Origin of the sequence: Glaciecola sp. 2405UD65-10, from assembly GCF_048820975.1 — a bacterium.
Classification (GTDB): Bacteria; Pseudomonadota; Gammaproteobacteria; order Enterobacterales; family Alteromonadaceae; genus Glaciecola.
In genome coordinates, this window is record NZ_JBMEUF010000001.1 from 876,700 (window position 1) to 903,417 (window position 26,718).

The following is a 26,718-nucleotide window of genomic DNA, read 5'->3' on the forward strand; positions in this document are numbered from 1 at the left end:
GAAATAACATGTTGAAAAAATTATTTACCTCATCTTTTATCACGCTAGCGGTATTAGCAGCTAATCCAGTTAAAGCTGACGTTGCTGAATCATTAGCAAACATTTGTGCAATAGTTAAAGCAAATGACAAAGGTGAACTTAGAAAAAAAATGAAATCTGTTCGTTCTGAATTTGATTTAAAATTACGCGACTATTACAACGGCATTAGCTGTGGTGGTGAAAGCCTTATACGCGTCGCTATTTTAAACGACGCTGTAGATGCAGGCACTTTGTTGGTGAAAAAAATGCCAAAAAAGCACTTAGCAAAACCTGAACAAGACGGTAAAACATTGCAAGCTTGGATCAGTGAAAATGGATTGAATGAAAACGCTGTAGCAAAAGTAGTAGCGGAAAGAATTTAAGTTTTATGTTGTTGATAACCAGTTCAACATGGTAGGCAAAGGCAGCTTTGCCATTTAATGACCTCCTTCGCCGGAGGTCATTTTTTTTGTGCGGAATGTTAAATAGCCTATGGCTTTAGTATCACTTTACCTTTGACTGACCTAGAGGTTACTTTATCAATTCCCTCTACAGCATCTTTTAGCGCAAATGACTGATCTACAACAACCTTTACTTTACCTTGCGCATACCAGGTTACAAGTTCTTTCATGTTAGCCATAAAGTCTTTAGGTTGGTGCTGCGTAAACGATCCCCAAAAAACCCCTACTACTGAAAACCCTTTAACTAATGATAAGTTAACTGGAAATTTGGGAATTTCACCGCCAGCGAAACCAATCACAAGCAATCTGCCCGCCCAAGCCATTACGCGTGAGCAAGCATGAAAAGTATCTCCGCCAACGCACTCATATACAACGTCTACACCTTTACCCTTGGTGAGCGATTTAACCGTATCTTTTAAATCATCACGAGAGTAATTAATAGTAATGTCCGCTCCATTATCTTTAGCTACTTGGCATTTTTCATCACTTGAGCATACGGCAATTACCTTAGCGCCCATTATCTTACCAATTTGCACTGCGGCTAAACCAGTGCCGCCAGCAGCGCCAGTAACTAACAATGTTTCACCCTCTTGCAACTGTGCTCGCTGTTTAAGGGCATGATGAGCAGTGGCATGCGCTGTGGCTAAACCAGCAGCTTCATCTAATGGAATCGCATCGCCAATTGGCATCACTTGGTTCATAGGAATAGCGACTTTTTCAGCATACCCACCCAGATTGGTTATACCTATGACTTTCATGCCTACCTGTAAATGTGGAACGTCAGCCCCCACTTCGCTGATTACGCCGGCAATTTCGCTACCAGGAATAAAAGGTACTTCCGGCTTCATTTGATACAAGCCTTGCACAAGCAAGCTATCAGGAAAATTTACACCGGCAGCTTGAACATCTACCACCACCATGCCAGCTTTTGCGACTGGATTGGGTACATCTTCGTATTTAAGTGCAGATACAGGTGCAAACTCATTACACACTATTGCTTTCATATTTGCTTATACCCCTCTTTTATTTTGTTCATTTTGCTGAATAATTAGGTTTTTGCCCAACTGCATCATGTGCACTTGGTCTGGTCCATCGGCAAGACGTATGGTTCGCGCATAAGCTAACGTTGCCGACAATATCGAATCTTGTGAGGTGCCGTAAGCCCCATGCAATTGAATAGCTTCGTCTATAACTTCGCAAGCCATTTTAGGTGCCACAATTTTAATCGCGGCAATAATGTTTTTAGCCACCTTGTTTCCGTACTTGTCCATATGATCAGCCGCTTTAAGGGTTAATAAACGAGCTTGCTCTATTTTACAGTACATTTGCGAAATACTTTCTCTGACTGATTGTTGCTTACTTAATGGCTGGCCAAAAGCTATTCGTTGCTCAACTCGCTCGCAACTTAAATCTAGCGCGCGCTGTGCGCAACCAATTAAACGCATGCAATGATGTATTCTACCTGGGCCTAAACGTCCTTGCGCTATTTCAAAGCCACGCCCTTCGCCCAATAATAAGTTAGCTTTAGGTACGCGTACATTTTCAAATAACACTTCAGCGTGCCCAATAGGTTCATCTAAATATCCCATTGCCGACATAGGCCTAACGACCGTAACACCCTTAGTGTCAATTGGTACAAGAATTTGAGACTGCTGAGCATGACGCGGCGCACTGGTATCGGTTTTGCCCATAACAATAAGTATCTTACAATTATTGTTCATTGCACCACTGGTGTACCATTTACGTCCGTTGATGAGGTAACTGTCTCCATCATCAACAATACTCGTTTCAATGTTAGTTGCATCTGATGACGCTACATCAGGCTCTGTCATAGCAAACGCTGACCTAATTTTACCTTCTAACAAGGGAACTAGCCATTGCTCTTGCTGTTCTTTATTTCCATATTTAGACAACACTTCCATGTTGCCTGTATCTGGGGCACTGCAGTTGAACACCTCTGAGCTAAATAATACACGCCCCATTATTTCGCACAATGGCGCGTACTCTAGGTTGGTTAAACCTGCGCCATAAGGAAGATATTCTTCAGGTAAAAATAAATTCCATAAACCTTGCGCTTTCGCTTTTTCTTTCAAGGTTTCCATAAGCTCGGGGCTTTGCCACATATCGTCACTATTAGCGACAAGCGAATGATACTGCTCTTCAACGGGATAAATCTCTTTCTCCATAAATTGAGTGAGTTTATCCATGAGTGCTTGAGTTTTGGTGCTATGATCGAAGTTCATCACAGTCTCCTTGTTATGTAATTAACTATAGGTAATCTTAGACATATGCAAGGGCTTGTCCAAATGAGGAACGTTGTTAAAGCTGCTCAATTGAAATCCGCCTTTATTAAAATAAAATTGATTCACACTGGTATTCTTAATTTGTAAGTTAAAGTTTATTGCTTGCGCAACCGAACACTTTAGTAGCGTCATTAAGAAGATGGCCATCGCCCCGCCTGAAGTCACGACAAGTACATTTTTATGCGAGCTTTCTTGAATCATTTGTGCTGAATCTTTTACTCTGCCTACAAATTCAGCCCACGATTCTCCCTTGTAAGAGGGTAAATTCCCCTCGGACCAAGCCTGCATGGCATTTCGAAGCACTTTGTACCATTCGCTACGCGGCGCTTTTTCATCAGGTTTTTGCCTTGGAAAAATGCTTAAATAAGCGCGGACTATATTGTCAAAATCAAATTCGTTCCACCCCTCATCAATATGCGCGGAGCCAATTTGGGTACTAGCCAAAATTCCTTCTTTGGTTTGAATATGACGCTTCATACTTCCGGTTATGGTTGCATCAAATTGAATATCACGCTCTGAAAAGTAGTTTCCTAGTAATTTAGATTGTAAATGACCTAACTCACTTAAATTATCGTAGTCAGCTGCCCCGAATGAAGCTTGTGCGTGTCGAACTAAAAACAATTGGGCCATGCATTATTCCTTATTTTGTTAAAAATAGGTTAATGCTTTTGCATGAATAATGGTAATTGATTATGTTGATATAGTCCCATCAATCAGAAACATCGAAAACCTTAATGTAGATCAAAGTAGCTCGTAGTTTAGTTAGTTACACTTGCTCTACTTGTTTTAAGGTGATCTAACTATATGACCATATCTGACTATTTCGATAGCGCCATGTTAAATAAATATAATACCGCTGGCCCTAGATATACTTCCTACCCTACTGCGGTTTCTTTCAATTGCGATTATTCCGAGAGTGATTTTACTGGCAGTATTAAAAACATCGCACAATCTGCAGAATCAAAATCGCTTTCACTTTACTTGCATATCCCGTTTTGCCATTCGCTTTGCTATTACTGTGGCTGCAATAAAATTGTGACACGCAATAAAGACAAGATTGACACCTATTTAAAGTATTTAAAGAAAGAAATTAGCCACCGTTCAAAACAGTTTAAAGGTTTCACCGTTGATGCAATTCATTTTGGAGGAGGCACACCAAGCTTTCTTGAGCCTGAACAATTATTTCATTTAATGGTATTTATAGAGCAACAATTTAAGGTGGATAGTGCTTGTGAAAAAAGCATTGAAATAGACCCACGAGAACTTCCCGCTAACTATTTAAACGACTTATATGTTATGGGATTTACACGTATTAGCATTGGGGTTCAAGATGTAAACAAAGATGTCCAAGAAAAAATAAATCGAGTACAAAGTACCCAATTCATTAAATCTATTATTAAGCAGGCTAAAACCCTAGGGTTTCGTTCGGTCAACATAGATTTGATTTACGGGTTACCGGGGCAGAGTCAAACCACTCTATTAGACACGCTGCAAGAAGTTCAGCACATGGACCCTGACCGGATATCTTTGTTTAGCTACGCGCATATGCCACAGCTGTTTGCGGCGCAACGTAAAATAAAAGATGAATGGCTTCCAAAAGCAAATGAAAAGTTTGCCCTCTTTCAAACAGCTATTAACGAACTAGTAGCACAAGGTTACGTTTATATTGGCATGGACCACTTCGCTAAACCAAATGATAAATTAAGTGTTGCTGCAGAAAATAAAACCCTCGCGCGAAATTTCCAAGGTTATACCACTGATCAAGCAAGCACTCTTTTAGGCTTAGGCGTGTCATCTATTAGTAATTTGGGAAATTCCTATGCACAAAACTTTAAAAAGTTAAGTGAATATTACACGGCAATAGATAAAGAAACATCGGCGATAGAAAAAGGAGTGGTTTTAAATTCTGACGATATTATACACCGCGCATTAATCCATCAACTAATGTGTAACTTTTTTGTGGATAAAGCGCAATTTTCAGAAAAATATAAACTTGATTTTGATGACTATTTTGCAAAAAGTCTTTGCCAACTGGGGCCATACATTGATGACAATTTAATAAGCAACAATGTAGGGAATTTAACCATTCACCCCCGAGGGCGCTTGTTAGTCCGTAATATTTGCATGAATTTCGATCAATACATTCAAGAGCCCATGCATCAAGTGAGATACTCTAGAGTGATTTAAAATACGTCAACCGAATCAGTCTTTACTGTTGTTTTTATCAGACAGACTTATTTAAGGTGCAGTGAAACTATATACCGCGTCACATGCAGCTTTATTAATATGAGGGGTTTATTTTAATGCTTAATCAAACAAATAATGTGATTAAATACACTGGCAAGAAGCGCCCTACTCTTAAACTAATGTTAGATGAACATAATTCTGTAGGCGTGAGCGATAAGCCTATATTCGGTGCAAGTGTTACCTTAAATGAAAAGCTTTTTGACGCACTTGGTAAAATCATATCAGCGGGAGATGTGATAGGTTGGGTGAATTATATTTCGATTGATCAATTTGCCTGTTTCAACCATAAGCAGCATTACATTAGTGCAAAAGAATATTTGTGCACTGAACAAAACCAATTAAAAGTAACCCGCGCAATTAGAATTCACAATCTTGAGCAAAATATGAATGAGAGTAAGTCTTTATTTGAATTTTCAGATGTGAAGTAAGAAGCTTAACAGCGTGGATTTATATTAAACGAGAAAAGAAAAACGCTACCTAAGCCTGTGGACACAAACAGGCTAGGTAGCGAAAAGGCCTTTGAGAGTCACTAATGTAACCTTCAAAGCACACACAACAATATTCATAAAGCAAAAACCCTACCAACATTTATTGTGTTTAAATATCAAAAGCTTACAGAATAAAAAAAAGCTAAACCGCTTTATCAAACCTATTTCGTGCAACAAAGTTAATTGATGCACTGATTTAATGCAGTTTAGCTATATCTTTTAAAGTGCGACTACTTTCACATCACCCGTTACTGACGCGCTATCAATATACCCAATTACGTTCGGGTTTTTAGATACAAGGTCAATAACCTCTGCGTCACTAGCTACTTCTTTTGGTGGAATGCCTTTACCAGTAAATACAAGTTTAGACCAATACGCAGCTATTTGGCTTGAACTACGCCCTACGATGCTCTCATCAAAAGTTTGACGAATACTCGTATCAACATTTTGGTTAACCGCAATTGTTTCAGTGCCATCAGCAAATTTATCTTCTTTACCTAAGTAAATACGCTGTACAAGTTTGCTATCAATGGCGTTACTGTTAGATGGATGCACAACTACTACAATTTCAGCATAAGCAACTTGCGCAGCCATCATTAAACCCATTATAAGTGAAGTTTTTTTCAACATTATTGATGGTCCTTTATTTAGAAAACGTAGTTAACTGCAAGGCGGAACATAGTCGTATCGTTATCACCGTCTAAACGGTCTTCAAAGGCAACTATTTCACCTTTAAGTGCAATTTGAGTATTCCAGTCATAACGCAGACCAAGGCTCACCATGCTGTAGTCCTCAAACTGAGACTCTTCTAAGCCTACAATTACTGGACCAAGCGCTGCTTGAAAAGCGGCAGGAAGTGCTGCAATTTGGTCAGTATAGTGGTAACCATCTTCACCATCTCGGCGTTGATAGGTAATTGATGGTGTAAGTTTACCCATGCGCGTTCCTGCTGAAACGTAATAAGCTGCATCATCTTGGAAAAACACGTCCTCATTTTGTACTAAGGTATACTCAGCATTCACAAACCAATCAAAGTTGTCATAACTTAACGCTACGCCGAAAAACTGACCGGTGTCGTCATCTACTTCTACTTGATCAGCGAAGCTTGGAGAAATTTGTTCTAATGTAGCAAGAAGCGTATCAACATCTGCAAATGAACCCGAAGCTGAAGTTTGCCCATAAACTACGCGACCTTTGAAAGACTCATATCCAGCATTAAGGGTAACAATTATAGTGTTGTTGCCTTTAAATGCGTTAGCACTACCGTCACTTGCTGGGCCAATATCTGGATTGTCAATAACACCAAAAGCAAATTGTGCACCTAACTCCCAGTCACCTGCATAGGTATTGTAGTCGAGACGTATACCATCTAAATTATTGAAAACAATGTCATAAACAGTTTGAGGTGCATCTACCCAATGGTAAGAGTAACCAACGTCTAATGATTCACTGTATAAAAATAGCGGTGCTCTTAAACGACCCGCAGAAACACTTAAATTATCTGAAGCTTTGTAGGTTAAGTACGCCCACTCAAATTTAGCATCAAAATCATTGCTACCGCGAGCAATAATTTGGCCCGTAGCTGAAACTTTATCGTTAATGTCGCTGCTTAACTGAATAGCAAACAAACTATGCTGATTGAAATCAATGTCTTCGTCATAACCGTAAACTTCGTTTTCATCTAAAGCCACACCAGCAGTAAAATTGGCAAAACCGTTTATGCGAGTGTCAGCGTAAGCTGCAGTAGAAACAAAAGAGGCTGCAACAGCTGATGCAAGTAATAATTTTTTCATAGATAGACCTTTGTATTGGGAATTAATTTAATGGCACGACTTTTACAGAGTCATTGACTGAGCTAGCATCCACATATCCAATGGCTTGCTCGCTTGCACTTACGAGTGCAATAACTTCTGCATCAGTGCTAACTTCTTTAGGCGGAACACCTTTTCCGGTAAATACTAGTTTTGACCAGTACGCTGCAACCTGACTTGAACTTCTGCCCACAATCGATTCATCAAAAGAACCTCTTGTAGCGTTATCCGTGCCAAGGTTAATAGGGGTTGCTGCAGTGCCACTACTAAATTTTGTGTCTTTCCCTAGGAATATTTTTTGGACCGCCTTTTTGTCCAGTGCTGACGCATTAGACGGATGTACAATAACTGCTAACTCTGCACTTGCCATAGCAGATAGAGTTAACGTCATTGATATACCAAGCATTAATTTTTTCAAAAACATAATATACCTTCTTAACAATTTGCGCAGATGATACCAATACATTTTTGAACTTAGGTATGCAAACTAATACACCCTTATAAAAAAAGACGCTGATGCGTCTTTTTTTATAAGGGTGTATTTAAGTTATTGATTTATTATTTAACTATTCCAAACAATATTGTCATTGTAAGAACCTTCAATAACAGATTTAAATTTCTCTTCTATTACATGGCGCTTTACTTTTAGCGTTGGCGTAAGTAAATCGTTCTCAATTGACCACTCTTCACTAAAAATAATAATGCGATCAAGTTGTTGGTGGCTTTCCAAATTAGAATTAACTTGCGTTAAGGTTTCTTGCAATGATTGAGTAATCAAATCTTTAGATTGCTTAAGTGCTTCTTCAGATAATACCAATAGAGCGATGGGTTGTGGCAAGTTAGTTCCTGTTACGCACACTTGCTCAACTATCGGATTTTCCATTAATTTTGATTCAATGGGTGCAGGCGTAACATATTTACCTTTTTCTGTTTTAAATATGTCTTTGAGTCGCCCCGTGATGTATACATAACCATCACTATCAATTTTGCCCTTATCACCTGTTCTCAGATAATTGTCATTGGTAAATACACCCGATGTCTTTTCTTGGTCTTTATAATAGCCAATCATATTGCACGGTGAACTCACTTGAATCTCGCCGTCTTCTGCTATTCTAATATCAACACCATCATAAGCTTTTCCAATTGCGCCAATTTTGTCTGTTCTAAACGGTACACTGCTAGTACCGTACGCAGAATTTTCAGTCATCCCCCAACCTTCGGAAATATCTATTCCAATTTTGTGGAACCACTCAATAGTAGCCGGAGCGATGGGCGCTGAACCAGAAGCCCATAATCTTGCTGAACCTAAGCCCATTTGCTCTCTAATTTTAGCGGCGACTTTCTTGCCAACGAATGGAATACTTAATAAAAAGCTAAGTTTCTTTTGCGGAAGTTTAGCGAGCACGCCCATTTGGAATTTGGTCCACAAACGAGGCACCGATATAAACAATGTGGGCTGGCACGCTTTTACATCGCGAGTGAATGTTTCTAATGACTCGACAAAGTAGAGTGATAAGCCTGAATAAAAACTAGCTAATTCAACCAGCACTCGTTCCGTAATATGGGCAAGTGGTAAATAACTCATTATACGATCATTCTCAGAAACACTTAATGCGGTAAGTGAATTGCGAGCGGCCCAACAAATAGTATTGTAAGTGTGTACAACACCTTTAGGTTGTCCGGTACTGCCTGAGGTATAAATAATTGTCATGATATCATTCATATCTGGCACAGGACTTGTGCTTAACGGCTTAATATTGATAAATTCATCCCAAGACAAACTCGCTTCAATAGAGTCATAAGGGAAGCCTACAGTTATGAGATTAGGAATTTCTACAGACTTAACCGCGGTATTGTCATCAAGCTTACCAATGAACAATAATGGACACTCAGCATGTTCAAGTACATATTTTATGGTGTCGTGACCTGCCGTCGCAAAAATTGGCACTGACACATAGCCTGCCATCGTAATTGCCAAATCGCTTATTACCCACTCAGCAGTGTTTTTTCCCAAAATGGCAATACGCGTGCCCTTTGGATAATTATAGCTTTTTAATCGCGCAGCAATTTTTCGTGCTAATTGAGCCGTTTGTTGCCATGTAAACGTGCGAACCTCACCTTTAACAGGTTGACTCATATAATGTTGGGTAGGCTTTTCTTTTTCCCATTTGTATAGCATCTCCAGCGGTGACACAATCGCATCAACGGGTATTAGGTTTGCTATTTCTTTGGCTTCTTTATTCAACGGCATGGACATGTTTTAAAAACCCCATAATTTTTTACAAAAATTTCACATGACATAATAATGCGATAATGCACAAATTTAACAACTGTTTTTTTACTTTTTTATTGTACTAATTACAATACAGAATGAACTAAAGCCCTTTAAAGAAGGGGGGGTAAAGGTATTTTTTACACTAAGTATTATTTTGGTTATTGTTATCTATAAGCCAATTTTTGTGCAGTATTTTAGGTATTTCTTCTGCAGGTAACGCTTTTGTAAAGTAAAAGCCTTGTATGAACTGACACCCTTTACTTACAAAGTAATCAAACTGTGCTTTAGTTTCAACGCCTTCAGCTATGGTATCTAAGCCCAATAAACTAGTCATTAATAGGGTAGTTTGTACAATTGATTCAGTCCCTTTATTAGTGGTTACATCTTCAACAAATGATTTGTCAATTTTAATAAGGTCTAAGGGAAAATCTTTAATATATTTAAGTGATGAATAGCCTGTACCAAAGTCATCTAAGGAAATTTGAAAACCAAAAGATCGCATTTCATGTAGATACGCAATGACATGCTCGCTGTTATCTATAAAAATACCTTCAGTAATTTCAAATCGTAAACAACTTGAAGGCAGCTTATGTATGGCTAAGTGGTTCAAAATAGTTTCAAAGTCAGGTCGTGAATCAAAGTGCCAGGCGGATAAATTGATTGCCACGTAGCCGGTAAATCCCTCTTTAAACCAGTTTGCTATATCGCTAATAGCTCGCTCTATAGCTTGCATTGTAATATCTACAATACAACCGGCCTGCTCTGCCAAAGGAATAAACACAGCGGGTGAAATGGCTTCTTCAGCATCGTGCCAACGCAATAATAATTCAAAACCAGCGTTTTCGCCGCTTATTCCATTTACAATAGCTTGATAATTGTTTACGAATTCATTCGCTTGTGCTGCCGCTTTTACTTTGTTTAATAAAATAGTTCTAGATTGCACCTGTTCGTTCATGTCAGGTCTATAATATTGAAACTTATTCTTGCCATTAGCTTTTGCTTCGTACATGGCTATATCAGCATTCGTTATTAGGCTCTCTGGCTCACTGGCATCATGTGGATAGAAGGCAATACCCACACTTGCACTCACACTAATCCTTTGTTGTCGTATAACAAATGGTTGTGCAATCACTGTTAGCAGCTTATTAACCGTTTCATTAACGGCATTAGCGCTCCCCACTTCTTCTAACACAACAACAAATTCATCGCCTCCCAAGCGAGCAACGCTATCTTCTTCTCGAAATTGAGCTTTTATTCTAGCAGCTAAATCAACTAATACTGAATCGCCCGCTAAGTGACCGAAGCTATCGTTAATAGGCTTAAAGCCATCAAGATCAATAAATAAAATAGCCAACTGATGTTTATGGCGCTTGGCAAAGCTAATTGACTGCTTTATTCGTTCTAAAAGCAGTGTTCTGTTTAGCAGGCCTGTCAATACATCATAATTAGCTAACTTTTGTAACTTTTCTTGGGCACTAATCTGTTCGGTAATATCAGTACCAATAATAAGATAGTAATCAGTTTCCTTAGGATTTGTTTTATCTGCAATAGCGTTCAAATCACACAATACGTTAACGTTTCGCTTTTGAAGCTTCACGCTCATTTCTAGCTTTTGATTTTGTCCTGGCCTTAATGCTTTTAATTTTATACTGGTATGGTGTAAAAGTTCTTGATACTCGCTAGGCACAGTATTAATTGCATATTCTTGCTTACGATTTACGTTAAACGCTTTCATAAAAGCCGGATTAGTCGCAACAATCTTTAAGTTTCTATCAAATATGAGAACCCAATCACGAGTATGTTTAAAAGCATTACCAAACAACTTTAACTTCTCTTCATTAGCGCGTTTATCAGTTAAATTTGAATAGGTGCCTTTAACAACCAGCCCGTTTTCTTTGGAAGTTGTGACACTTCCAACGTCCCTATACCACAAAAAGATGCCATTTTGATTACTAACGCGGTAACTTAAGTCAAATTCTTGGTCTTGTTTACTTATAAATTTTTGCCAAGTATCAATAAAATGTTGACGGTCATCCTCGTGAATCAACTCAATGTACTTTTCCAATGGTAAGGTGTCAGTGTTTAACTCAGGCAAAATATCAGTAGATATTCGCTCGCAACGAAAATCATTGGTTTGTTCATGCCATTCCCAAATATTAGAATTACTCGCGATTAGGGCATCAGTTAAACGTTTATTATATTCTTTAACTTGCTGATTCGCATACGCCAAATTTTGCTGTACTTTTCGTCTTCTATACAAAAAAATAATTAACGAAATTAAACAAAATACAAAATAAGCTGCATAGGCCTTTGGTGATTGAAACGGCGCATAATTAACATGTAAAAACAGCCTAGCGGGGCTTTCATTATTTAATTGCCCCACTCTGTATATTTCTAAAGTGTGCTTGCCAGGCGGTAATCTTGCTAGCGATATTTCATTTGCGCGAAAGTTAGGATAGTTAACAATGTCCCCATCAGAATTAATACTATAATGAAATCTTTTGTTTGATTCTTTATCAAAATTTAAAGAAGAGTAGTATAAAGTTAGCCCAATATCATCATGTTCTAGCTCAATTTCCATATCATTTAAATCAGTAAGCGGCAGCCTTAGCTTTCTATTACTAAGCGTAAACTCAGTAATGTGCGCTCGATTATAATCAGCCATGTCACTTAGCTTTATTTTGCTAGGGTCAAATATAGTAAAACCAACATTTGCACCGTAAGCAAAACGACCATCGCTTAATATTTCACTCGCAAATTGATTGAATTCAGTGGCAGCAAGCCCGTTCAAATATCCGTATGATTTTACGATTAAGTTTTGTGGATTAAGTGAATGAATGCCTGAATGAGATGAAAACCATAACTCACCCTCATTATCAAACCGAAGGTCATAAACTAAGTTAGTCGGTAAAATGTTTTGCGTAGATAGTTTATCTATCAATGATAAACTATTTCCCTCAAGCTTAAATATTGCATGGCCAGGATAAGATAACCATATAGTATTGTTATCATCACGAACAAAGCTACCTGGCGATAAAGAATCATTGCTTGCTTCATGCTTAATTGAATGCATTAAACTAAGTGAGTAATCATCTAAATTTATGCCCCACAATTGTGAGGATACTGATATTAAAAGCGTATTACTTGGTTTGTCTATGCCTAAAAAGCGAAAAACATTTGTTAAACTCAAACCATAAGCTTGAGAATCAATGCGTACTGTTTTTTGGGATTCTCTATCTACTACATAAATACCACTATCGGTAATGGTCCATATTTTGTTTGTACCTTCGAACACGGCGCTATATGACCATTCGTTTAATACACCTAAGGCTTTTTCGTTTGAAAATGGTAGAGGGACATTGCGCCCTTGATTAATATCAAAATATCGCAAACCATCATTGGTAATTAGCCAGAGGTAGCCGCGCTCTGTTGAGAATATTTGATAGATCTGTGATTCTGTATTATCAGCTCCTAAAGAGGCTTGTACCAAATATTGCTGAGTATCTTTTGTTTGTAGATCGTACTTATTCAAACCGTTCGAAGTACCTACAAATAATGTGTTTTTGTCATACTGAAAAATTGACCATACAGCATTGTGGCTCAGTGTGCTTTTATCTTTTGAAAAAACCGAATGATAGACATTGGTAAATAACACGCTGTTGGGTGACCACATCATAGCCCCACTCATTTTGGTACCAAACCATAAATTACTATTATTATCGAAAGATAAATTTGTAATATCAGGGCGCGATATAACCTCAAAGTTCTTTTTTGTTTCAAATAAATAACGGAACTGATCTTTTTGTTCATTATATTCAAACAGGCCTATATCGCTCGCAAAGTAAACCTCAGAACCATTTTTACTGGCAATATCCCAAATATTACGATTTTCATCTAAAACAATATATTCCGGGCTTTCGGTGTTATTTTCAATAAAGTCGATGACTTCATTCACTGCGAATTTGTACAAGCCTTTTACTGTGCCCACATATAGGCTTTGTTTGTCAAAAGATGCCAGTGACTTTACATTGCTTTGGTCAGCTAAATCATTTGAATGTAATATAGGTTTAACCAAATTAGATTTGGTATTTATGGCATATAATCCAGTCCAAGTACCGAATAGAATATGTCCATTAATTTCATACAAAGCTCGTATTGCTACGCCGTCAACAACATCTTTATCACTTAAGGTATGCAGGTTTCGAATGTTTTTGGATGTAAGATCGTACTCATAAATACCTTCTGATAGGGCAATCAGCAAATTTCCTGATGAAAGCTCAATAATACTTTCAGAATACTGCTGCCAATCGTCAGAAAAACGAGTAGGTAAATCAATAATCGGTTTCACCGAGTGCGTGTTTCGATTAAAAGACACAACCCCCGAATTGTCTGTACTGAGAAAAAACAAACCCGAGCTGTGCTCAAATATTTTATACACTGCATTATTCGAAAGTTCGTTGCTACTGCCATGTATTTTCATGGTTTTAACACCATCAAATCTATTAAGTCCCTCGCCAGTTCCTATCCAGACGAAACCTTGAGAATCTACATATATATCTTCTATGGTGTTTTGGTCTAATCCAGAATTGGTATCAAGGTAACTTAAGCGAGGCAAGTTAATTGAAGGTTCTTGGGCAAAGGCGATGGTTTGGAAGAACAAGAGTGCGAGCAATAGCATAATCTTCACTACTGCTTGATTATTTCCTTGATAGGATATCCCAAACAACAAATTACACATCCATATACAATATATCAATCAATTATCCTAACTTCACATAGCGTTAATAATAAAAACTCAGGTCTCCTAGAGTTGATGATAGTTTATACGATAATTCATTCGACTGTCATTATTTCTAAAGACAGCAGTTACAATTTCGTTGGTTTTTACTCATTTTTCCTACTCCTGGGTTGAATGTATTAGTAGGGTCTAAATGCATGTAAAAATTTCTCAAAGGGTCTTCAGCTTTATATAAATGACCAACGTTATGTTCAGCTGGGTATTTCGCCCCGCGTTCATCAAGTAATTTAAGCATCAAAGCTTTTACGTGTTTAGCATCAGCCCCTTTTTTCAAAATATAATCTTGGTGAAATACATGGCAAAAAAAGTGTCCGTAATACAGCTTTTTTTCAATATATTGGTCTAGCTCAGGAGGGAGTTGTTCAAGCCATTGTTGTTCATTGCGTCGAAGCGCTATATCAAGTGCTAATATATCTCCTACGTCTTTACTGTGGATTGTTTGGTAGCGAATTGCTGCGCCAGCAGCGGCGAAACGATGCAAATATGCTCTTTTAGCCTCATCTTCATTGCATTCAAAAAACTCGCCTCGAGTATCGTCTTTCGCAAAAAATGCTTGGAGTAAATCACGACCTTGATTTATTGCGTTATCACTCAACTTTATAACTAAGTAATGCTCAAACTTTTCTCTATACTCTGCCATTCTTTTAGGTAAATGATTTGGAAAAAGATAACTCAGTTTTTGGAGCAATTTGTCACTTAGGTATTTAGGTAACCATGACTTACTATTTAGCAGCGCATCCACTTTGCCTTTTACGGCAAACAAAGTCGGCATACGTTTTGTGCCCAGATGCAGAATACTAAGAAAGGTATCTTTACCGTATTTTTCTGCAACATCATAAATATCTCGGTGGGTATATTCCCCCACTTCGGGCAGTTCATCTAAGCCACTTAACAGTATGCGCCTTAGTTGGTAAAGCTCTTCTGGATTGTTTGTACCAATATAAAAACTGGCTTCTTGTTTAGCAATTTCGTGAGTATCTACCCTTATAGCAAATACTGCTAATTTCCCTGCACAACCACTAGATTGATATAATCGACGAGGGTCAGCATTGAAGCGGCTTGGTGTGTCGGCATCTATTTCTTTAATTCTATCTTGATATAATTTATCGCTGGCTTGACGCGTTCCTTCATCTTGACTTTCCTTATTGAACGCACCGTCGGCCAAATTATTAATCACCTCATCCGCGGTATGACCCAACGAAATACCTACATGATTAACTAAAACAAGTTCACCGTGTTCGTCTATTTGTGCATATACTGAAAGCTCACTGTAAGCAGGCCCTCTTTTCACCAATGCGCCACCCGAGTTGTTAGCTATACCGCCTACAACGGTGGCGCCTAGCCCTGATGAACCAATAACGGAATGTGGGGCGCGATTTATGGTAGATAAGGTCTGCTCTAGCTTGTGTAAGGTCACGCCAGGCATACTAAGCGCCTGTTCACCATTATTTAATAAATATAAGTTGTTCAAGGCAAGCGTGTTTATAACTAACACATGCCGGTCATAGTCATTACCGCTAGGGGTTGAGCCTTCGGTTAAGCCTGTGTTTGCGGCTTGCATAATAATGATTAGATTGTTCTTGACCGCAACTTTTAGAATATCCCAATATTGCACCAGTGATTGCGGAAATACGACGGCAAGCGCACTACCCTCCCCGGAACGCCATCCTTTACGATAATGTTGGTTTTTAAGTGGGTCAGCACTGATATTTTCAATACCGCATGCATGCTCTAATTGGTGAAGAATCTCATTCGCATTGCCCTTGCTAGTTATATTGGGCGCTAAGCGAATGCCGGTACGAAATACAATATCATGTTTTGATTTTGCTTGGTTATTTTCCCATTCGCATGTGTTTTGCTTATGCTTTGTCATTTACTACCATACCTCATACCGTAAAACTCACCCTAAAATACACATAAATTGCCTAGTTATTTATAAGCCTAATGTAACCATTACGCTTTAATTGATATATATGCATAATTGATTTTCATTTTTTCTTTTTTTGGCATAATGTAAGGCTTATCAGAAACGCTTAAACATACGTAAGGCGTAAAGGCGAATATAGGATAAAAATGATTAAAGCTGACGACATTCTATTATTTGTACAAGTAGTTGATACAGGCTCATTTTCAAAAGTAGCCGAACAAATGCATTTAACTAATTCAGTAGTAAGCAAACGTATTGGGCGCTTAGAAGATAGCCTAAACGTACAATTATTGTATCGCACCACACGTAAGCTTAGCCTTACCGATGCAGGAAGATTATTGTACAACAAAGGCTTGATAGCAAAGCAGGCAGTACAAAGTGCCACTGACGTGGTTAGCGGTTATAGCAATGAGGTTCGCGGTACAATACGTGTGACTATGCCTGACGTTTCAGCAAACCTCGTATTAAGTGAAGCGCTAGCGCAATTTTGTAAACAGTACCCAGAAGTTAAAATTGAAGCCAATATAAATAACAAGTTTGTTGACCTAATTGATGAGGGCTATGATGTAGCAATAAGAACCGCTGAATTAGAAGACTCAAGCTTAATTGCAAGACGCTTGGTAGACTCTCATTGGGTGGTGTGTGCAAGCCCAAATTATATAAAACAGCACGGTAAAGTATTTCACCCCAAAGAACTTATTCAGCATGAGTGCCTTATATATAAACATGACGCAGTAGGCACTGACAACTGGCTGTTTAACATAAGCAATAAAGAACAATATGTAACAGTGAACGGCCGCTTTAGCACCAACAATTTAAACGCTATTTGCAAAGCCGCATTAATTGACTTAGGGCTAGCTTACCTGCCAAAAGCCTTAGCCCATGAACATATAAACAAAGGAAAGCTGATCCCCTTGCTAAGCAGTTTTTCCAGCAAGAAAATGGGCATATATGCCGTTTATCCTAAAAGCCGCCAACCTGATCAAAAGCTAAAATTGCTAATAGAGCATTGCCGCAAAGCGTTTCAAAAACAACAAAGCCATTTCAACGACATGCGCTAAAATGGCTCTTTACGCTAAGTTATATTTAAGTATTCGGCTACTTGTTAAAACGCGTATTTAGCAGAAAACTGTAAGTAAGTAGAGTCTATATCTGCAATAGATTCATCTTCTATTGCATAACGCCCTAGTTCTACACCCACATTCAGTTGTGGTGCTACATCGGTAATCAAGTTAACACCAACATGGTTTCTTTTTCGTTCTAGCGTATCGGTTTCGGCAGCACCATAAAATATTGTAGAGCGCGTGCTTTCATTCCAAAAATGGCGATATGCAACTGTAAATGCGGTGGTTTCTTCTACTACAGTTTGCTCATCGGCATTTAGCACTATATCAGGTGTTAGCGCAGCTGATACATATCGCCCTGGCTCACCCACTGATATTTGAAAACGGAAGTCATCTTTACCTACCGTCTTAATTCGACCACTCACATTCGCAGCAATAGCGGTTTCATCAATGCCGCCTTGGTCAACCTTGCGAAACAATGTGCCCACAGAAACTTGGCCCCAATCTGCTTTATGGTTGTAACGAGCAACAAAATCAGGGATTGATTCGTCTTTGTCGGCGTTAGCTCCAGTTACACCTACGGCAGAAGAAGATGTGCCATTGTCACCATCACCATTGGTTTCAGGGTTTTCAATAGCAAATTGCCAATTGCCCGTTGTATAACGAATTTGCGTTTGTCTAATAAACACTTCACCTACATGTGGCCCACCAAAATCCAAGGCTTCCGGCAGTGCAGCTAATGGCATAAAGGTTGACCAATTTTGCCCTATCATCCAATTTTTATAGTTAATATAAAAATGGCGTAAGCGTGGATTCGTACTGTTGCTTACCACTTCGTTACCGTCACCGCCATAAAAGTCCATTTCTACTACAGCGCTAATATCATTATGTTGTACTTTAAAATTTAAACGCGACTCACGCACATTAAATCCAGTATGAGAGGTATCAGTTGCTACGCCGCCTGGGAAGTTACCTAGCCAGTAATCTTGATATGCAACGTCACCTGACACATGTCGAACATCAACCTTGGCATACCCACCCATGGTGACTTTTGTTGTTCCTTGTGCGTTTGTAACGTTTACTAATTCAACGCCCGCCAATGCAACCGGTGCAAAAACAAAGCAACATGCGGTTGCTAAAGCTGTGCGCGCAAATTTTTTGTGTGAGTTCATATCTTCCAACCTTTATAGTTTTAAATGTGTTTGTTATTAAGTTGTTACAATATTAAAGGCGAGATAGATAATAAAAAGTGAATTTAAGAAAGATTGTTTTTCTTTTATTGATATAATCAAATTGCGATTCGGCCGCTTTTCACAGCATTTCTACGAATTGAAAAATTTGGCGAGAAGCTATATATATCACCGTTTAGACCAACTAAACCAGAACGAACACCAGTGTCAATAGCGAGCTCATAACACGCTTGTAAATGTTCAGGTTCACCATGAACCGGGACTATACACTTTGGTCTTACCCAATCAAATAAATTTGTTAAATCTTGTTTACATGGGTGGCCTGAGGCATGAATTGTAAGATCGGTGGTTTCAGATTGGACCACGTTAATGTCGCGTGCTTTGAATAAATCAATCAGCTTTTGTATGCGCTTTTCGTTACCGGGTATAACAATACTGCTAAAAATCACAGTATCGTTAGCATCTAAATCACAATCTTTATGAAGATTTTGCGCGAGCTTGTATAGTGCCGCTCTAGGTTCACCTTGCGAGCCCGTTGCAACAATTAATACTTCATGCTTTGGCAAATAGCCTATATGGCGGCTTGGAGTAATTTTAAGTTCATCGGGCCAATATCCTGTGCTTCTTGCTATACTCACCATGTTTTCTAAAGCGGGGCCAAATAAGCATAAATAACGGCCCGTTGATTCGGCTATTCTAGCAATAGTAATTAACCGCGCTACATTACTGGCAAAACAAGTGACCACTACTCTACCCGTGGCTTTACTTACAAATTCCCCCAACCCGCGCTCGCAATCTTTTTCGCTAACTGAATGGCCCTCGCGCAGCGCATTTGTAGAGTCGCATACCATCGCACTTATATTTTCTTGGCTTAGCTGTTTGTATAACTTACGGTTAAAACGCTCTCCAACTACCGGGGTATCGTCAATTTTCCAATCACCGGTGTGCAGAACAGTGCCTAAAGGTGTACTAATGAGTAGCGCGTTAGCTTCAGGAATAGAATGCGTAGTAGAAAGCCATTCTACGGTAAATGGACCAATATCAAGGACATTTCCTGCATTTACTACAACAATGGGTAAATCTAAGGTGAATCTTGCTCGATAAGCTTTTCGTTTTAGTACCTCAGCCGTAAAAACAGTCGTATAAATGGGACATTGTAACTTGTCCCAAACCGCCAATACGGCACCTAAATGATCTTCATGGGCATGGGTTAGCACTAATCCGCACAATGCGTCTTTTCGACTTTCTATAAACGACATATCAGCCGTCACACTGTTGTGTCTTTGTACTAATTTTTCTTTATCTAACTTGCGCTCTAAAGGCGCATCAAAAGTCACGCCGCAATCAACCATTAACCATTGTCCACTATGGCCATACAAATTCACATTCATTCCTATTTCACCGGTACCTCCTAATGGCAAAAACCAAAAATCTGAGGCAGAAGGCATGTTGTTAAGCATTATTATCCTTTAGGTGTGTATTCATATGAGGGCTTAAGTGTATTCCAACGAGATTAACGCTAAAGCAGATCAGGCAAAAAATGATTAATAAACATGATATTATTTACTTACGCCGTTTTACAAAGCATTTGTTCGCCTTATATGCGCAATATTACACTTGATGTTACACGTACGCTAGCCATCGTTCTTATGGTTATATTTCACTTTATATATGATCTGAAATATTTTTCTTATGTTGATTGGGACATTCCTGATGGCGGTGGGTGGCGTATATTTAGAATGCTAATAATTAGTTTATTTTTTCTATGCTTAGGCGCTTCATTAAGCTTTACCCACCACACAAAATTTAAAGTGGCTAAATTCTTAAAAAGAACATCACAAATAGCCTTGGCCGCCTTTGTAATATCAATAGTAAGCTACTTCGCTATTCCGCAAAACTGGATATTTTTTGGCGTACTTCATTTTTTGGCATTAAGCAGCTTAATAGTAGTTGGTTTGGTGCGACACCCGTTAATTTGCCTATTAATTGGCCTTGGATTGTTGATATTTGGAGCCTTACAAATACTCCCGAGCCGATGGCCTTTCAATTTATTATTTGATGGTTTGCCTCATTACACCAATGATTATGTATCAATACAACCTTGGCTGGGTATGGTGTTTTTAGGAGTACCTTTAGCACATTGGTACCTGTTTAAGTATGACCCTTTAGCAAAAGTGGTGCAAAATGCAAACGAGTCGACACAAAAATGGCTTATGTGGCCAGGCCAGCACAGTTTAAGTATTTACATTGTGCATCAACCCATTCTAATGGGGGCTTTATGGTTATTAGGCGCGGCAAATTTGTATATTAGCAAGTAGCCAGTCATTTTTTATGGGTAACTGATTAATACTAATATTGGTTAAACTTAATTTTTGCCCCCGTAGTTTATATTCACCACTTAACTGCGTTAATGAAGCTGTGCCTATTGTATTAAACACATGTGCTGCAAAGGTATTATCAAAAGAATGCGGGTAGATTCTTACCATAGAGAGGCCTTTGGCATAAGCGTTTAAAAGTGCTATCTCTTTTTGTGTTTTTTCACCTGATACTAACCTTAGTATTTGGCTTTCATGGCTTACCTTATCGCTTAAGCGCATTAAGCTATTGTTCTTTATTGCGCCTATATCAATACCAACACAGTTGTGCATGTATTGTAAAATAATTTGCGTTGCGCTTCTTGATGGCGGAAAACGCAAGGTGAGTTGTTCAGCGTTCAGCGATGACATCGTATCAAGGTGCTGCCCTATTGCTTCCGCTTCTTGTGTTTTTGTAACGATTGCTTGTGCGCGCTTATAATTGTGCTCTTCCAAGCTCTGGCTTTTATCATCAACCTCATTCACTTGAGTAAGTTGTTGCGTATGCTCAGTAATTTGCTGTGTAGTATGCTTATTGAGCTGTGGAATCGGAGGTAAAGTAAGGTTTTGTGCTAGTGTGATGGGCTTTGCTATAGGTGGCAAAGCCGGTTTTGCAGGCAAGCTTGTTAATTGTGTTTTAAGCACATCTTTTGGTGTATCAATAAAAAGGCTGTCTATCAGTATAGTTGTGCCAATAACGCCTATTATTGCCAACAAATATAGTAAATTCGGATTCGGCTTAAGCTTCACTTACAGTGCTCCCCTGTGTTTTCTAAACTGTCAGCAATCATATTTTTACTACGTAAGCCAATAATTATTGAGATACACGCTGCAAGGCAGACAATTCCATTTTAAGTGCAAGATCACGCAATACAGCCTGTTGATGCAAACGCTTTGTTTGCTCTGAAACAGGCGCGTTATCTGTACTTAAACGTTTGCTTTGTGCGTTTTCATTGCCAAGGTAACTATTAGATGTTTGTATTTCTTTAAGCTTGGCTATGGTCGGCTCAGATACTATTTCGTTTTTAACCGTTTTCTTACTATTATCGCTTTTCTGCGCTTGAGCGTTTAAGGTTTTTAACTCTTTTGAAAGGCTAAGCACTTGTTTATTCAGCGCAATATTTTGCTGGCTAAGGCTTGTAATTTGGCGCTCAAGTTCACTCAACTTTTCGTGGCTACTATTTATATTGTTATGCAAAGCTTGCTCATGGTTTGTTTGACTATGCCCTGTATTGGAGCCAAGGGATTGGCTAGGTACAAGGCTAACTAAAGCCGTCTTAACAGTGGGAATTTGCGCCAGTAAATAAATACAGGCCAATGTACTGACTATCATAAATAACGTTTTCATCATTTATCCTTATCATTTAGTTTACTTGTTTGTTGCACGTATAAAATAGCGACCCAAGCCCGCACTATTGCTGCACTAGGCAGGCCTACTACCGTCGTCATAAATGCCATTGAAAACTGAGTGGTTAGCACAGAAATGACTTGATTGACGTTTTCCGGACTCAAGCTCTCTTGTGCCAGTGCTCCAATCCCTAAACTAATACCTAAAAGTGTGTATGTTAATGCCAGTGTAGATAAGCCATTAGCGCACTGCATTCCTACTTCATACCATAAACTTTTTTGCGCACTCGCCTTAAGCTGAATGATAGCCGCCGCAGATACAAGTAATAGTAAGCAGAAGAAAACCGTAAACGTAGTACCAAAATAGCGCCCTACCCAGTTTACTAAATCAATCACTTGCAAATTTGTTGTTAGGCTAATTAGCGCTAACAGTATCATTGCAAGGCCAATAACAACGCCCACCATTTTACCTATTGCAAAGTACCTAAGCAGAGTGCTACCTGTATTACTAGATGCATCTAACATTATGTTAGGGCTTTGCGGCGTGCTCACTTTCTAAACCCAAGTTTGCTTTGCATAATTGACTGATTACTTAAATCAATATTGTTAAACCACTGCTGCGATGCACTTCGTTGATGTTCAGCACCGGCATGGACTAAAAAGGTATTGTCATATTCGTCAAAAGCTTGTTTTACACGTGTTACATTAGATTGCATTAAGCGCTCGTCGCGCATAACCATTCTTTCCATATCACTTAAACTGCGCTGGCGTTTTGACAATAATATAGCCCGCTCTTGCATGGTAATATTGGTGCTAAGCAAGTCTTTTACTAAACTTGCGCGTTCACGCTCTAAGTTATCTAAACTTAAGGTATTACTGCTACTAACTTTACTCGCATAAGAACTCGCGCGTAAATTATTGGCTGAGCTAGCAAAGCTAGTAACTAACAACGCGCTAAAAATACTAATTGTGAATATACGGTTTTTCATAATAATGCCTTATAAAAATAATGATACTGAGCTAGCAGGAGTGGTACTTGGCACTTGGCTAAGTGCCTCTTGCTCTTGTGATTCGCTTATCGCAAACTCTAATGATTGCGCATCTAAGGCCACAATTTTTGACATATAGCTAAGCATTAGCCCTTCTTGATCAAGCAATGACTGCTCACTGGCCGCTTGCATAAGCAGTTGCCGAATATACTCTTGAGTAGAAACCTCAATACCATCAACAGTGGCAGCCATGTTTGCCTGATGCTTTGAAATTGCTTCTTTTAGTTGATCAATTTTACTTAAGTTTTCAGCAAACTCGGTCGCATATGGACTTTGCTCAAAGTCGTCGTCTTGCAACAGCGCTTGGTCAACCCGCTGCATCACTTTCTCCATTCTTGCGCGCGCTTCCTGCTGGCTTAGCTTTAATTGATAAGCTTGGTCATTGCTTTGTGCGTTACTATTTGAATATAGTTTTGCCAACACTTCTTGATACACGTGCATTTTGTCTTGTAGCTGGTTTTGTCTTAGCTCTTGTCCTTGCTGCATTAAGTCAAGAAATTGAGATTTTAGTTGCACTAAATCTACTTTCTCGTCAATTAAATCGTGCGCGTCACTGTTAGCTACCAATGATTTAAGCGCAGCGATTTGCTGTCCTGTTGCAGAAATTTCTTCATCTATTAGCAACAATTCACTGGCTAAAGGTGACATTCTAAAATCTTGAACAATACGTTTTTCGATTAAATTAGCAGGAAGCTGCATAAGCGACTCTGCCGAAGCGGGTTGCCATTCATTGTTAGCAGCAGCGTTGCATGCAATTGCTAATGAAATTAGGCTTAAATAACGTTTACGAATTTTCATATATTTTCCTTACTGCATTAACCATTTGCGTTGACGTAACAATTCACTGCGCAGCTTGTCGCTTATGTTGAGTACTTCAAGCTGATGAGCCGATAACTGGTCGTGACTCACTAACACGGTGGCGGTATCCACAAATGAGGTGTAGTCAGTAAATAATAAATCTTGCTGTGGAAATCGTTGGCGAAACGCTTGTAAAGTGCTTTGCGCTTGTTTTATGTCGCCAGCTTTTAAGTAGTTATTAAATGCTAAGGCGCTAAATTGCATGGCCGTTTGAGTATCAGGGTGTGATGGAGTAAAAACTATGCCCTCAGCACAATGCATAGCCGAATCTGCTAGTGATAAATACTGAGCAGTACTTGCTAGGGCTAATACTTGTTGTTGTTCCATTATTTGTTGAACACAACGCTCATCCATTCGCTGTACATTTACATACGGATTATTTAAATCAGTTACTTCTGCTGGGGCTGAGGTGCTCGTGCAAGCAGAAAAAAATACACTGGTGCTCACAACAGTCAGAACGCGTTTATGATTGTTTAATAGTTGCCAAGCTTTTTTGAGCTTAATTAAGTGCTTAGAATGATATGACATGGGCTACTCCGAAAGTGTTTATCCTCGACTATTAGGATGTATGAAACGCTTTGGAGAATTTTTTATCTGGTGACGTGTTTTTTTGTAGAAATTTTGATAAAAAATTTAATAAGCAAAATTTTGCTGCACAATATATACCTTGTAGCCCAATTTATTAGCCCAAATTAAAATATTGTTGCTGTACGAATTTAGCATCGTCAATTGAGTGCTTTGTGATTGATTACGCAAATAATATTGTAAATTTTGTTGGTCAGCTAAATCAGTATCGTGAGTAAATAACAGTAGAAGCTGCGATTTGGCACGAGGTGGATTCTGCACATTAGGTATATCCCAAATTTGCGGTAAGTCAGTTGTGCTTAACGTTTTGTGTTTAGGCTGTAAGGCGTTTATTTGTAAATCCTCAGAAACGAGCCAAACTGAAGCGATATTCAAAGAAGTGGCAATTTGCATGCTGCAAACGTGTCGTATTTGCTGGGCTTGTATATTGTTGAATATGAGCAACTCACCTTCACCTATTAGGTGCTTAGCAGCAAAACCGCAATCAGCTTTATTTTCAGACAAGTTAACATACATTCTGTATTGGCTATGTTCAGGCTCATTAAAAAGATGTTTATAGTAAAGCAGAGCAATTATGGCTAAGGCTAAAATAGTGGCAAAACCCAAAATGCCTTTTGATAGCTTTGATAATGCATAATGCTTTTGCGTATTGAGCACATTGGCATCAACTTTTGTTGAGTCAAATACAGGCTTATTTTTTTGTGCGCCATGTATTGGTGTGCTTTTATCTGCATGTTGCTGGGCGGGTTCGTATGTTGTGTCTATAGCCTCTGATATGAGTGCTACGTCACTTTGTTGGTTCGACACATCATCGGTACTTAGAAATGTTGATAACTGTTCTAATGAGGCAATTGGCCTTAATAAAACATTAATATCAGGTAAGGGTTGGCGAAAATTGTCACTGGGTATCAAAAAGTGAACATTAAAGCCCTTTGCTTGCCAGTTTTCGATATGTGTTTTAGCCGCTAAACATTTGCGAGATAAATCGGCTACCCCCATTACCAAGTGATTTTCGGTGTCAATAGCCCCCGTCACAATGAATATTTCATCGCCACCATGTTCAACCAACTTATTTATATTGGCTAAACCATGAGCCAAGAACACGCCAAGCTGCCAACTATTCCCTACATCAATAGCGGCTGATACATTTAATCTGTAGGCACTTCCCCCGAACCAACGTTTAATAATACCCTGCGTGCTATCTACAAATAGCGCATAGTCGCCACTCACGCCAGTTGTATTAACGGTTCTATCAATAGTCATCACTGACGCTAAGTCGCTATTAGCCAAAGCAGTTATGCTTTGTATTTGCACCAAACCTTTTGTGGTGGCTATAAATACCTGCGCCCCATTTGAGGACTTATGTATCTGCACGCAGCATTTGCTCCCAATTTATATTAGTACGATAAAAATAACTCACTTTGCGCGTTTGTAATTGCTTTAAACGCATCACTATCAACTTCAATTAAGCTTTGAAACCTAAGTGGTGCTTGAAATGATTGCGCCAAGCTTAATATGCTAAATTGTTCGTTAAAATCGCAATGCAAAAACATTTTACTTATTTTTTGCCCTTTGTAATTTGCCGCTAAATCTAACATAAGGTAGGCCTGCCCACTAATATCATCATCTAGTATGACTTGGATTTTAAAGCCTTCCCCAGTGCGCTGCAGAATTACCGAGTCATCACTTGCTGCAGCCTGCATAGGGCTTACCTTTAGCTCTAAAGAACGTAAACCAGCTTTATAGCGTTTATACGTGCTTATGGATGCTCGCACTTGCTTATGCACTAACTGACTACTCAAAAGGTGGGGAAAGCGAATTGCATCAATAATACTCTGCTGACTTATACTCATGTTTTGGCCAAGCGCTTCGTTATTGAGCCTATTACGGCTTAAACCTTTCAACTGTTGATTAATAACAAAGAGTTGTTGGGAAATCGTCAT

24 protein-coding genes are annotated in these 26,718 nt (G+C 38.9%); 5 read left to right on the top strand and 19 right to left on the bottom strand.

Features of this window, described 5'->3' with window-relative positions; translation table 11 throughout:
* Window positions 1-8: 8 nt before the first annotated feature.
* A complete protein-coding gene (locus ACOI22_RS04020) occupies window positions 9-401 on the top strand; it encodes a DUF3718 domain-containing protein (protein ID WP_420670464.1) in 393 nt (130 codons plus the stop codon).
* A 107-nt stretch (window positions 402-508) separates the two neighbouring features.
* Here ACOI22_RS04020 and ACOI22_RS04025 read toward each other — a convergent pair whose 3' ends face one another.
* Genes ACOI22_RS04025 through ACOI22_RS04035 form a run of 3 tightly spaced genes read right to left on the bottom strand, consistent with a single transcriptional unit; the run spans window position 509 to window position 3,412 of the window.
* Window positions 509-1,483: an NADPH:quinone oxidoreductase family protein gene (locus tag ACOI22_RS04025; protein WP_420670466.1), complete on the bottom strand. Its 975-nt coding sequence runs from the start codon at window positions 1,481-1,483 to the stop codon at window positions 509-511.
* Window positions 1,484-1,489: 6 nt separating this feature from the next.
* Window positions 1,490-2,722: an acyl-CoA dehydrogenase family protein gene (locus ACOI22_RS04030; protein WP_420670468.1), complete on the bottom strand. Its 1,233-nt coding sequence runs from the start codon at window positions 2,720-2,722 to the stop codon at window positions 1,490-1,492.
* A 21-nt stretch (window positions 2,723-2,743) separates the two neighbouring features.
* The gene (locus ACOI22_RS04035; protein ID WP_420670471.1) at window positions 2,744-3,412 is read right to left on the bottom strand and encodes a histidine phosphatase family protein; all 669 of its coding nucleotides are present in this window, start codon (window positions 3,410-3,412) and stop codon (window positions 2,744-2,746) included.
* A gap of 204 nt (window positions 3,413-3,616) precedes the next feature.
* On the opposite strand from ACOI22_RS04035, the gene hemN reads away from it, so the two are divergent.
* A complete protein-coding gene (gene hemN, locus ACOI22_RS04040; protein ID WP_420672306.1) occupies window positions 3,617-4,969 on the top strand; it encodes an oxygen-independent coproporphyrinogen III oxidase in 1,353 nt (450 codons plus the stop codon).
* 116 nt (window positions 4,970-5,085) lie between these two features.
* The gene (locus tag ACOI22_RS04045; protein WP_420670473.1) at window positions 5,086-5,457 is read left to right on the top strand and encodes a hypothetical protein; all 372 of its coding nucleotides are present in this window, start codon (window positions 5,086-5,088) and stop codon (window positions 5,455-5,457) included.
* 279 nt (window positions 5,458-5,736) lie between these two features.
* Here ACOI22_RS04045 and ACOI22_RS04050 read toward each other — a convergent pair whose 3' ends face one another.
* From ACOI22_RS04050 to dld, 6 genes are all read right to left on the bottom strand, one after another.
* Complete coding sequence (locus tag ACOI22_RS04050; RefSeq protein WP_420670475.1) at window positions 5,737-6,147, bottom strand: phosphate ABC transporter substrate-binding protein; 411 nt, start codon at window positions 6,145-6,147, stop codon at window positions 5,737-5,739.
* 17 nt (window positions 6,148-6,164) lie between these two features.
* Window positions 6,165-7,310 (bottom strand): topoisomerase IV, encoded by a 1,146-nt coding sequence (locus tag ACOI22_RS04055; protein ID WP_420670477.1) that lies wholly within the window; start codon window positions 7,308-7,310, stop codon window positions 6,165-6,167.
* A 22-nt stretch (window positions 7,311-7,332) separates the two neighbouring features.
* Window positions 7,333-7,719: a phosphate ABC transporter substrate-binding protein gene (locus ACOI22_RS04060; RefSeq protein WP_420670479.1), complete on the bottom strand. Its 387-nt coding sequence runs from the start codon at window positions 7,717-7,719 to the stop codon at window positions 7,333-7,335.
* A 171-nt stretch (window positions 7,720-7,890) separates the two neighbouring features.
* Entirely contained in the window at window positions 7,891-9,579 is a 1,689-nt protein-coding gene (locus tag ACOI22_RS04065) for an AMP-binding protein (RefSeq protein WP_420672307.1), read from the bottom strand.
* A gap of 166 nt (window positions 9,580-9,745) precedes the next feature.
* Window positions 9,746-14,281 carry an EAL domain-containing protein gene (locus ACOI22_RS04070; protein ID WP_420672308.1) on the bottom strand — a complete coding sequence of 1,512 codons (4,536 nt, stop codon included), beginning with the start codon at window positions 14,279-14,281 and terminating at the stop codon, window positions 9,746-9,748.
* Between the two features lie 175 nt (window positions 14,282-14,456).
* Complete coding sequence (gene dld / locus ACOI22_RS04075; RefSeq protein ID WP_420670481.1) at window positions 14,457-16,274, bottom strand: D-lactate dehydrogenase; 1,818 nt, start codon at window positions 16,272-16,274, stop codon at window positions 14,457-14,459.
* A gap of 200 nt (window positions 16,275-16,474) precedes the next feature.
* Between dld and ACOI22_RS04080 the strand changes: the two genes are divergently transcribed.
* Entirely contained in the window at window positions 16,475-17,389 is a 915-nt protein-coding gene (locus tag ACOI22_RS04080) for a LysR family transcriptional regulator (protein ID WP_420670483.1), read from the top strand.
* Between the two features lie 44 nt (window positions 17,390-17,433).
* Here ACOI22_RS04080 and ACOI22_RS04085 read toward each other — a convergent pair whose 3' ends face one another.
* Both ACOI22_RS04085 and ACOI22_RS04090 read right to left on the bottom strand, forming a co-directional pair.
* Window positions 17,434-18,564: a DcaP family trimeric outer membrane transporter gene (locus tag ACOI22_RS04085; protein WP_420670485.1), complete on the bottom strand. Its 1,131-nt coding sequence runs from the start codon at window positions 18,562-18,564 to the stop codon at window positions 17,434-17,436.
* 116 nt (window positions 18,565-18,680) lie between these two features.
* On the bottom strand, window positions 18,681-19,973 hold the full coding sequence (locus ACOI22_RS04090) for a ribonuclease J (RefSeq protein ID WP_420672309.1): 1,293 nt from the start codon (window positions 19,971-19,973) through the stop codon (window positions 18,681-18,683).
* Between the two features lie 162 nt (window positions 19,974-20,135).
* Between ACOI22_RS04090 and ACOI22_RS04095 the strand changes: the two genes are divergently transcribed.
* Window positions 20,136-20,900, top strand: coding sequence for a heparan-alpha-glucosaminide N-acetyltransferase (locus ACOI22_RS04095; protein ID WP_420670487.1), 765 nt, complete (start codon window positions 20,136-20,138; stop codon window positions 20,898-20,900).
* On the opposite strand, the gene ACOI22_RS04100 is transcribed toward ACOI22_RS04095, so the two are convergent.
* The 8 genes from ACOI22_RS04100 to ACOI22_RS04135 form a co-directional block, all read right to left on the bottom strand.
* A complete protein-coding gene (locus ACOI22_RS04100) occupies window positions 20,868-21,686 on the bottom strand; it encodes a hypothetical protein (RefSeq protein WP_420670489.1) in 819 nt (272 codons plus the stop codon). The two genes, ACOI22_RS04095 and ACOI22_RS04100, sit on opposite strands and share 33 nt — an antisense overlap.
* Before the next feature lie 64 nt (window positions 21,687-21,750).
* On the bottom strand, window positions 21,751-22,284 hold the full coding sequence (locus ACOI22_RS04105; protein WP_420670491.1) for a hypothetical protein: 534 nt from the start codon (window positions 22,282-22,284) through the stop codon (window positions 21,751-21,753).
* Window positions 22,284-22,835 (bottom strand): hypothetical protein, encoded by a 552-nt coding sequence (locus ACOI22_RS04110; RefSeq protein WP_420670493.1) that lies wholly within the window; start codon window positions 22,833-22,835, stop codon window positions 22,284-22,286. Before ACOI22_RS04110 ends, ACOI22_RS04105 begins: the two co-directional genes overlap by 1 nt.
* On the bottom strand, window positions 22,832-23,272 hold the full coding sequence (locus tag ACOI22_RS04115) for a hypothetical protein (RefSeq protein ID WP_420670495.1): 441 nt from the start codon (window positions 23,270-23,272) through the stop codon (window positions 22,832-22,834). Before ACOI22_RS04115 ends, ACOI22_RS04110 begins: the two co-directional genes overlap by 4 nt.
* Window positions 23,273-23,281: 9 nt before the next feature.
* On the bottom strand, window positions 23,282-24,130 hold the full coding sequence (locus ACOI22_RS04120) for a hypothetical protein (protein WP_420670497.1): 849 nt from the start codon (window positions 24,128-24,130) through the stop codon (window positions 23,282-23,284).
* 9 nt (window positions 24,131-24,139) lie between these two features.
* Window positions 24,140-24,718, bottom strand: coding sequence for a hypothetical protein (locus tag ACOI22_RS04125; protein WP_420670499.1), 579 nt, complete (start codon window positions 24,716-24,718; stop codon window positions 24,140-24,142).
* 105 nt (window positions 24,719-24,823) lie between these two features.
* The gene (locus tag ACOI22_RS04130) at window positions 24,824-26,149 is read right to left on the bottom strand and encodes a hypothetical protein (RefSeq protein ID WP_420670500.1); all 1,326 of its coding nucleotides are present in this window, start codon (window positions 26,147-26,149) and stop codon (window positions 24,824-24,826) included.
* Window positions 26,150-26,172: 23 nt separating this feature from the next.
* A complete protein-coding gene (locus ACOI22_RS04135; RefSeq protein WP_420670502.1) occupies window positions 26,173-26,718 on the bottom strand; it encodes a hypothetical protein in 546 nt (181 codons plus the stop codon).